The 8706-nt window shown below is 36.9% G+C and carries 10 protein-coding genes; 6 read left to right on the top strand and 4 right to left on the bottom strand.

The window, feature by feature from the left end:
• The first annotated feature begins 314 nt into the window (after positions 1 to 314).
• Positions 315 to 560 (top strand): TIGR03905 family TSCPD domain-containing protein, encoded by a 246-nt coding sequence (locus tag T501_RS18960; protein ID WP_026511832.1) that lies wholly within the window; start codon positions 315 to 317, stop codon positions 558 to 560.
• A 90-nt stretch (positions 561 to 650) separates the two neighbouring features.
• On the opposite strand, the gene T501_RS18955 is transcribed toward T501_RS18960, so the two are convergent.
• The 3 genes from T501_RS18955 to T501_RS18945 form a co-directional block, all read right to left on the bottom strand.
• Positions 651 to 2402, bottom strand: coding sequence for a carbon starvation CstA family protein (locus tag T501_RS18955; protein WP_044917033.1), 1752 nt, complete (start codon positions 2400 to 2402; stop codon positions 651 to 653).
• Between the two features lie 34 nt (positions 2403 to 2436).
• Positions 2437 to 3027, bottom strand: a complete 591-nt coding sequence (locus T501_RS18950) for a DUF8052 family protein (protein WP_050008416.1) — start codon at positions 3025 to 3027, stop codon at positions 2437 to 2439.
• Positions 3028 to 3174: 147 nt separating this feature from the next.
• On the bottom strand, positions 3175 to 3570 hold the full coding sequence (locus T501_RS18945; protein ID WP_044917032.1) for an RrF2 family transcriptional regulator: 396 nt from the start codon (positions 3568 to 3570) through the stop codon (positions 3175 to 3177).
• A 256-nt stretch (positions 3571 to 3826) separates the two neighbouring features.
• On the opposite strand from T501_RS18945, the gene T501_RS18940 reads away from it, so the two are divergent.
• Positions 3827 to 4186, top strand: coding sequence for a hypothetical protein (locus T501_RS18940; RefSeq protein ID WP_026511829.1), 360 nt, complete (start codon positions 3827 to 3829; stop codon positions 4184 to 4186).
• A gap of 82 nt (positions 4187 to 4268) precedes the next feature.
• Here T501_RS18940 and T501_RS20540 read toward each other — a convergent pair whose 3' ends face one another.
• Complete coding sequence (locus tag T501_RS20540; RefSeq protein ID WP_049945941.1) at positions 4269 to 4919, bottom strand: 4'-phosphopantetheinyl transferase family protein; 651 nt, start codon at positions 4917 to 4919, stop codon at positions 4269 to 4271.
• A gap of 313 nt (positions 4920 to 5232) precedes the next feature.
• On the opposite strand from T501_RS20540, the gene T501_RS18930 reads away from it, so the two are divergent.
• From T501_RS18930 to T501_RS18915, 4 genes are all read left to right on the top strand, one after another.
• Positions 5233 to 5796, top strand: coding sequence for a lipase-like domain-containing protein (locus tag T501_RS18930; protein WP_155994945.1), 564 nt, complete (start codon positions 5233 to 5235; stop codon positions 5794 to 5796).
• A gap of 142 nt (positions 5797 to 5938) precedes the next feature.
• Positions 5939 to 6217 carry a hypothetical protein gene (locus T501_RS18925; protein ID WP_026511827.1) on the top strand — a complete coding sequence of 93 codons (279 nt, stop codon included), beginning with the start codon at positions 5939 to 5941 and terminating at the stop codon, positions 6215 to 6217.
• A complete protein-coding gene (gene rsmH / locus T501_RS18920; RefSeq protein WP_044917030.1) occupies positions 6214 to 7266 on the top strand; it encodes a 16S rRNA (cytosine(1402)-N(4))-methyltransferase RsmH in 1053 nt (350 codons plus the stop codon). The genes T501_RS18925 and rsmH overlap by 4 nt, the downstream gene beginning before the upstream one ends.
• Before the next feature lie 87 nt (positions 7267 to 7353).
• On the top strand, positions 7354 to 8439 hold the full coding sequence (locus T501_RS18915; protein ID WP_044917029.1) for an NAD(P)H-dependent flavin oxidoreductase: 1086 nt from the start codon (positions 7354 to 7356) through the stop codon (positions 8437 to 8439).
• Positions 8440 to 8706 lie beyond the last annotated feature (267 nt).

The raw sequence follows: 8706 nt of genomic DNA, 5'->3' as shown, positions 1-8706 counted from the left end.
ATGATCATGGAGCATCGACACCCTCGCATATAAGAATCCAGCTTAAGATGGACAGATGCGAAACCACACTGCTAGATGGTCGTCCATGCACTTAAGCAAACAGCCAGCCGGTTTGAAGCTAACTTCCATGTCAGGGGAACAGACTTTTAATTGAAGCAACCATTTCTGGTTCAACAGGAGATAATAGAACTATTACCTGATTGACACGGGGACAATTATATCATGGGCTTAACTAAGCCTATTGAACAAATATTTATTAAGTTATCAAGGTACATTTAATGTATCTAAAAATATTATACGAGTGAGAGAAGATTATGAAATATAAGACAGAAGGCACATGTGCAACATACATAGATGTTGAAACAGAAAATGGAATAATAAAAAATGTAGAATTTACAAGAGGCTGCAATGGTAATCTGCAAGGAATTTCAAGACTTGTCGTAGGAATGAAGGCTGAGGATGCGATAGATAAGCTTCGTGGAATAAAATGCGGATATAAAAACACATCATGTCCTGATCAGCTTACTTACGCTATAGAGGCAGAATTAAAAGAGCATTAAGAGCATATAAAAGACCCGTTTTCGAGTACTTTCGAAAACGGGTCTTTTTATTATAAACTGAATTAGCAATAAAGCTTTGTTGGCATTATTTTATGCTGCTTTTTCATCGCGGCTCTCTTTTGTTTTTGTTATAAACTGGTTATAGAGAACCTTGGCTGCAATACTTGCAAGTACCAGTGAAAGAACTACAAGTAATGTTGCAATGCCTGCCTGAATAAGTGCCCAAATATCAGCTGCTCCGGAAGTGTATGCTGATATTTTAGCAGTAATAGTCTGAACAAGTGAGCAAATTGTTACTGCAAGCATAAATACCATGGGAATATAGAACATCTTGTTGTTTTTACCAACAGCTCCAAGCCATGTGCAGACTGCAATAAGACCTATAGCTGCTAATAACTGATTTGCAGCTCCAAACAAAGGCCATATCTTTGTATATCCTGTCATACCAAGGCTTACACCGAGAACAACTGTTATTACTGTTGCTACGTAAGGATTTGCCAGCACTTTTTTATAACCTGTTACATCCTTCACAGTCTGACCCTGTTCAAGGAAAAATTCCTGGAACATATATCTTGCAAGACGGGTTGCTGTATCTAATGATGTAAGGCAGAATACTGAAACTGCAAGGATAAGCAGCTGATACATGATATTCTGTGCACCGGGAGCAAAGCTTCCAATCATAGCAGATAATCCACCTGCAAATACCTGTGTAGGGCTTGCATAAGTGCCGTCTGCAGCAGAAGTCCAAACAAATCCAATCGCGCAAAGTGAAATTACTGCGACCATACATTCTATAAGCATAGAACCATATGAAACAGGAAGAGCATTCTTCTCATTATCCAGCTGTTTCGCACTTGTTCCTGAGGAAACAAGTGAATGGAATCCTGAAATTGCACCACATGCTATAGTTACAAATAAAGCAGGGAATGCTGTGCCGGTAGTAAATACACCGGTGCCCTTAAGGGATGCATCACCCATCGCAGGAACTGCAAAATGACCATGACCTGTAAAAACAGCGCCTAATACTGCGATTATACCTGCAGCTATCATAAAATAAAGAAGAAATGAGCTCAGATAATCTCTAGGTTGCAAAAGTACCCATACAGGTGTTACTGAAGCAACAAGAATATATGCACCCAAAACCCACATCCATGTATTGTATGTGAGAGCAATAGGATGGAAATTAAGACCTATTGCAACGATTGCTGCAATTCCCAGACAACCGGCGATAGAAGCTATGCTGACCGGTGCGTTCTTTCTATAAACAAAGTAACCAAAAACAATGGCAAGAAGTATAAAAAGAATAGAGATCATTGCTGTTGACTTGTTAGCAGCTAAAGCTGCACCTTCAACAGCAGCTCCGGCAGAAGTAGTAATGCCGAAAGTGCTTGCAACTATAGAACTGAATGCGGCTACAACCAGAAGAAGAGTAAGATATCCAAATGTAAGGAATAACTTTTTAGCTGTTCTTCCCATGGAATCGTCAATTATCTCTCCAATGGACTGACCTTTATGACGAAGAGATGCAAATAATGCACCAAAATCATGTACACCGCCAAAGAAAATTCCTCCGATAAGTACCCAGAGTAATACCGGAACCCAACCAAAAACAGCTGCCTGAATCGGTCCGTTTATAGGGCCTGCACCCGCGATTGATGAAAAATGATGTCCCATAAGGACAGGTGTTTTTGCAGGAACGTAATCCATTCCATCTTCCAGCTCATGAGCCGGAGTCTTACGACTAGGATCAATCCCCCACTGTTTAGCAAGCCAGCCGCCATAGAATACATATCCGGCGATCAGGATTGCTACGCTAACAATAAGTAATACTGCTGCGTTCATAACTTTTTCCTCCTTAAAATCCCCATTGGGTATATCAACTGACAGATTTGATTAATACGTCAGCTGTAGACATATTTTTATGTTTAACAATATCAGAAGATATTGAATAAGCATCGGTAAGAAGCGGTTTGATATCGCGTCCGGAATAGTTAGTCCACACGTTGCCACTCTCCATTGAGATTACGGCAAGACGTGCCTCGCTATGACCGCGAAAATTGAATAAATATCCTTTATCAAAATGAAATTTTCTTATTTTTTTCTGTGCTATTTCATCCGGATCTTTTGAAGAAACTACAATAAATGTTATATAAGTACACATATGATCCTTTTCCGGATATTTCTCATTTTTTCTTACAAGAATCGGTTCAGCTTCATTTGTGATGGTAGTCATAATATCATCAAGTGTATCTTCTGAAACGGAGTCGACCTTGGAGAAAAGAACATGCTCAAAGGCTTTGATAGCCCAAAGAGTAGCTTCCTTCTTAAGAACATATTTCTCGCTAAGTGAATAAAACCAAGCGTAAGCAGGATATGTAGTGTCTCCTAATGTGAAATTTTCGGTAATGTCGAAATTTGCCTGATATCGGCGAAGAAGCTCCTGCAAAAACACGTCTGTTAAAGTCATATGCGTCCCCTTTGTTTACATAATGTATCTTTATAACTTAGGGAACACTTTACCACTTTGACGCGTTATTGCAAGATGACAAATTTAATGTTTTTTTTAGAATTAGATTAATTTTGTAATGTGTTTATATCATAAAAGTAATGTAAATCACATAATATTGCTCAATTTTTTATTGTAGAAGAAGTTTTTTTCCAATTCATAAAACTCATTCCACATGGGAAGAGTAGTGCATTCATTTTTTCGCGGACATTCTTTCGCATCCTTTTCAAGGCATGCTACAGGTGCAAAAGTACCTTCCATAAGTTCAATGATCTCACCAACAGAATATTCATCAGGTAATCGTGTAAGCCGATAGCCGCCATGTTTTCCGCTTGCGCCTTCAAGAAGCTTACCTTTAACAAGTTCCTTGGCAATGATCTCTAAATATTTTTTTGAAATGCCCTGTCTTTCAGCGATATCCTTTAACGGTATGTAGTCCTCACTGTGTTGCTGGGCTAAATCTATCATTACGCGTAAAGCATATCTTCCTTTAGTAGAAAACATAATAAAAACCTCCATTCTCTATTACCTATTATAATACAAGGTAAATAGGCAATTCAATGATAATTACTACTTATTATGTAAACTCATATAATAATATAATATACTCCTCAATGTGCAGGTATATAAAGTTTTTGGAGAGCTTATTTAAAGAATATTATATTTTGATTATACAGTAAACTTTACATAATATTAATTGCATATTTTTAGAATATTTAGATAATTGATGCTACAATAATCTAAAAAAGGAAACTTTATTATGCGTGATAGAAGAAACTATGACCGAATTGAGCTGGGTAATATGGTCCTTCTTTTCCTGGAAGGACATAGTGCAGAGATCAAGGGAACGGTTACTAATTTAAGTGAAGAAAGTATAGGCATTAAATTTCATATTACCCCGGAGTTGGAAGAAATTGTCAAAGAATTAAAAACTATCCAGTTTCAATTTGTTGACAGTTATACAGAAGGTGGAAAAAAGAAAACAGATATTATACAGGCATGCACCTTGATAACCCGGATCGAAATTCAGAATGGAGAATGTTTCATTGGCGGAATAGTCAGAGATGATAGCTATAAAAAATATGTAATACACAGAAAAATATCAATGTATTACAAATAATTAGCGGACACATATTATCGATAAAAAGAATAGCGTCTATTATCGAACACATGAAATACATGTGCTATCGCGTAATAATAGATCATATGGATTCGATTAGAACCGTGTTGATGGAAAAAGGAGTTCTTGAGGCACAGCTCATTACGAAATGCTTTTCAAGTACAGAACTCTTCAAATACCATTCATCCATGAGATTTGGATTACTTCTGGGATCTGTAATAAAGCCAGTACCGGTTGCTTTAAGAATCGCCTCAACAGAAGTCCAATATTTTGCATACATTAGTTGATCATCGTTTTCAAACCCGATTTCAGGGGGAAACATCTTTTTTTTCAATTTTTCATAATAGACTGAAGGGAGAACACGCTTTAATATAGGAAGCGTTACTCTATCAGCCCGCTCAATATCTACTCCTACAGGAGTATCCGATACTGCAAGGATAACATAATGATCGCTATGGGAAAGGCTAAATTGCGTGCGTTTTTCTATAGATTGTACATTTAATGATGGTTTTCCATATTCACTTATGGTAAGCTGCTCATCTTTATTTATACCCAGACATTTATATAGTAAAAATCCCGCACATAATTCCTGCAGTTTTACGTTTGTCACTTTTGCTTTTTCATATTTCCTGGCATAATGAGGCGCAATCATAGGTAGTACACGTTCAGTCTCATCTTCAACGGTACTTGTATTTATGATGTAAATATCAATAATGTTATCAGTTATGTTCATTTCTTTATGATGTCCGTATTTCTAAAAAATTATTTATTGTTTATTTTCAATATTTTTATAAATATCAAGCATTTTTCTCGTATGATAGTATTACTGTAAGAGTGACAATTATATTTTGTCAAATGTAATCAATATAATAAACTTTTTTATTTTATTGATTGGTATGCCTGCGTACATGGAATTGAGCTTTGTACAAAAGCGGGCTACTTTTGGAAGCGAGGATTAAATAATGGCAAGAGTGCTTAATTTACTCACTCCTTATAGGATATCATAAACCGATGAAGACGAATGCTAAATTTATTTTGTTCATGGATTGTCAGGGTGGGGGAACTATGAACTTCGCAATGAATTTATTCCATACTGGGGATTAACCTTTACCAAAGCTGATATGGATGGAAGAGAATCCTGGGATTATGCATCTTTTGACATGCATATAGATAATGCACTTGAATTAAATAGAAAAATCACAACATTTGACGATGTATATTATTTGGCTTATCCCTGTGCATCGACTATTATAGATGAGAATGGTGAAGTAAATCCCGATCCTGATAAAACAGAGACAATATTTATGAAGGGAGCTATTTATATGAGTAAATACACCGGAACAACTGCCGGTGGATTTTACATCGATGAATCCTGGAGAGCGAATGATGGACTTGTAAATGAAGAATCTGCAAAAGCTCCAATAGGTTCCAAATCATCATTATATGAAGAAGGAAGTACACTTACGCCCGGAGTGTGGTATGTCATGCCCACATTTACCGGTGATCATATGTCTTTACAGGGGGGACTTACAAAAAGGATAAATGTTCGACCATTTTATGCTCAATTGGCACAAATACTGGAATCTTTACCGGAACATGCAGATAAATAATGTAAAGGAAAACAGATTTTGAATAATACATTTGTGAATGATGATATAATTTAACAGATGACTTACTTTGAAAACATGAGTGAAAATAAAATACGCACGTTATTTAAAACGGCACGAAAGACTTATAAAAGGGGAATGGATTATGGATATTCTTCAGATTAACAATTATATAAATATTGCAAAGGCTCAATTGATGGATGATCCCGAATTCATCAATTTTCATGAGGATTTGGAAAAAGAACGTGAAGTACTCAATAAAATGGGATATGATCCTGAAAAGATAATTAATATATTATATGTAATATGGTGTCAGCGTATAGGATACATTTTGGATAATAAAGACGAAATGGATAAAATGATCGATTACGCCTCATATATGGAAGACTTCACAATCGAAAATCAGGAGGAGAATGATACGTGAGCGATTTAGAAGGAAAAGAGCATAAACGCAGAGTACATTATTCAGGAAAATATCCCAGGAAATTTGAGGAAAAGTACAAGGAACAGAATCCTGAAAAATATGCGGACGTGATTCAGCATGTTATAGAAAAAGGCTCAACACCTGCTGGAATGCACATATCTATAATGGTTAATGAAATACTTGATGTTCTTAAGATAAAACCCGGAGAGAAGGGACTTGATTGTACCCTTGGCTACGGTGGACACACAAGGAAAATGCTGGAGGCACTTGAAGGTAAGGGCTGTATTTACGGATTAGACGTTGATCCCATTGAATCTGAAAAAACGGTTGAAAGGTTAAGAAAAGCTGGATTTGGTGAGGATATGTTCAAGTTTCGATTATTGAATTTTGCCAATATTGATGAATTAGAGAAAGAAACGGGAAAATTTGATTTTGTACTTGCGGATTTGGGAGTTTCATCTATGCAGATAGATGATCCCAAACGTGGCTTTTCATATAAAATTGATGGGCCCCTGGATCTTAGGCTTGACCCAAATCACGGGGAATCCGCAGCTGAGCGTCTTCATAACATATCAAAAGAGGAATTTATCGGAATGATGGTGGAAAATTCTGATGAGCCTTATGCTACGGAGATAGCTGACAAAGTCTTTTCTCTTATGAGAAATGGAGATCCTATGAGTACAACAACGGCTCTGAGAAGTGCAATAGAACAAGCACTTTGGAAGGTTCCGGAGCCTGAAAAGAATCAGACAATAAAGAAGAGTTGTGCAAGGGTTTTTCAGGCACTTAGAATCGATGTTAACAGTGAGTTTGAAGTGCTATATACCTTTTTGGAAAAACTCCCCAAAATCCTTAATCCGGGTGGAAGAGTAGCAATACTGACATTTCATTCAGGCGAAGACAGACTGGTAAAAAAATCATTCAAAGAGTATAAAAAGCTCGGAATTTATAGCCAGATATCCAATGATGTTACAAGACCATCAGCAGAGGAATGCAAAATGAATCCCCGAAGCAAATCAACAAAGATGAGATGGGCAGTGCGGTTGTAATTGACAACCGCCTTTTTTTATTATATTATCTCAAAAGAATTTAACTATAATTTGTTTAAGTATATTTTCGGATGGAGCGTATAGGGTATGAATATTGGTGGTAAAGAGTTAGTGCATGGAATTATTCAGGGAGGAATGGGAGTAGGTGTTTCACTTTCTGAACTGGCAGGTAATGTAGCTAAGGAAGGATGCATGGGGGTTATTAGTTCAGTAAATATTGGATTTAAGGAGCCTGACTTTTTAACAAATCCTTTTGAAGCAAATATTCGGGCTCTTAAAGCACATATAAAAAAGGCAAAAGAAATCTCCCAGGGTAATGGACTTATCGGAGTAAACATCATGGTAGCTGTCAGTCATTATGAGGAAACGGTAAAAGCTGCCATATCTGCAGGCGCTGATGCCATCATATCCGGAGCCGGACTTCCATTAAATTTGGGTGATCTTGTAAAAGGAAGTCAGACGCTGTTTGCACCTATAGTTTCAAGTAAGAGGGCAGCTCAGCTTTTATGCAAGACATTTGTGAAAAGGGCAGGTATACTTCCAGACTTTATAGTAATAGAGGGTCATAAAGCCGGTGGGCATCTTGGGTTTTCTGCTAATGATCTTGGTAATAGTACATGCCAGGATAATCTGCAAATTTTAAAAGAAGTAAAAGAAGTGATTAAGCCTTTTGAAGAGGAACTTAAGAAAACAATAAAGATATTTCTTGGCGGAGGTATATTTGACGGCAAGGACATCGCTGAAGCTATCGAAGCAGGTGCTGATGGGGTACAAATCGGTACACGTTTCATAGCTACAAATGAATGTGATGCTGATGATGCATTTAAGCAGGTCATTGTTGAATCTAAGGAAGAAGATATCCGAATAATAAAAAGTCCGGTTGGTATGCCTGCCAGAGCGGTTTATTCTCAGTTTTTGAAAAATCTTGATAATGGCAAGAGCTTCTTTGCAAAAACATGTAACAATTGTCTTACTGCATGCCCAAAAGGAGATAAGATTCCTTATTGCATAAGCCGTGCACTTATTTCTGCTGCATTAGGGAATAAGGAAGAAGGATTATTCTTCTGTGGTGAGAATGCGTCAAAGGTCAACAGTATAGTAAGCGTTAAGGACTTAATAAATGAGCTCATAACGGATACGGATGCCTGTTTGCATGGCTCTTTGGCCGTGTAATAATATATGGAAATGTGTCCAAATAAAAAATTTAAAAAAAAATAAAAAAAGGTGTTGACTTTATATTTGCAGCATGATAATCTAACTGAGCCTTGAGCGACACGCCAAGACAAAGCACTTTGACAATAAAATAGTAATGCAACCCTGAAAATTCCAAAAAGAATATTCAGAGAACAAAACAACCTAACTAAAGGTAAAACGGACAGAACAAAAGCCAAGCTTAAGTTCTGGTCAGAAGACGAACGATCTTAAACAGAGATGTTTGAG

Source organism: Butyrivibrio sp. WCE2006 (assembly GCF_000701985.1).
Lineage (GTDB): Bacteria > Bacillota > Clostridia > Lachnospirales > Lachnospiraceae > Butyrivibrio.
Note: the sequence above shows the minus strand (reverse complement) of the source record. Positions and strands in the feature narration are given on the sequence as shown.

What these genes read in the sequence shown, in the direction of transcription:
- T501_RS18960 (WP_026511832.1), top strand. Translation starts at nt 315, where the DNA reads ATGAAATATAAGACAGAAGGCACATGTGCAACATACATAGATGTTGAA.
- T501_RS18955 (WP_044917033.1), bottom strand. Translation starts at nt 2,402, where the DNA reads ATGAACGCAGCAGTATTACTTATTGTTAGCGTAGCAATCCTGATCGCC.
- T501_RS18950 (WP_050008416.1), bottom strand. Translation starts at nt 3,027, where the DNA reads ATGACTTTAACAGACGTGTTTTTGCAGGAGCTTCTTCGCCGATATCAG.
- T501_RS18945 (WP_044917032.1), bottom strand. Translation starts at nt 3,570, where the DNA reads ATGTTTTCTACTAAAGGAAGATATGCTTTACGCGTAATGATAGATTTA.
- T501_RS18940 (WP_026511829.1), top strand. Translation starts at nt 3,827, where the DNA reads ATGCGTGATAGAAGAAACTATGACCGAATTGAGCTGGGTAATATGGTC.
- T501_RS20540 (WP_049945941.1), bottom strand. Translation starts at nt 4,919, where the DNA reads ATGAACATAACTGATAACATTATTGATATTTACATCATAAATACAAGT.
- T501_RS18925 (WP_026511827.1), top strand. Translation starts at nt 5,939, where the DNA reads ATGGATATTCTTCAGATTAACAATTATATAAATATTGCAAAGGCTCAA.
- T501_RS18915 (WP_044917029.1), top strand. Translation starts at nt 7,354, where the DNA reads ATGAATATTGGTGGTAAAGAGTTAGTGCATGGAATTATTCAGGGAGGA.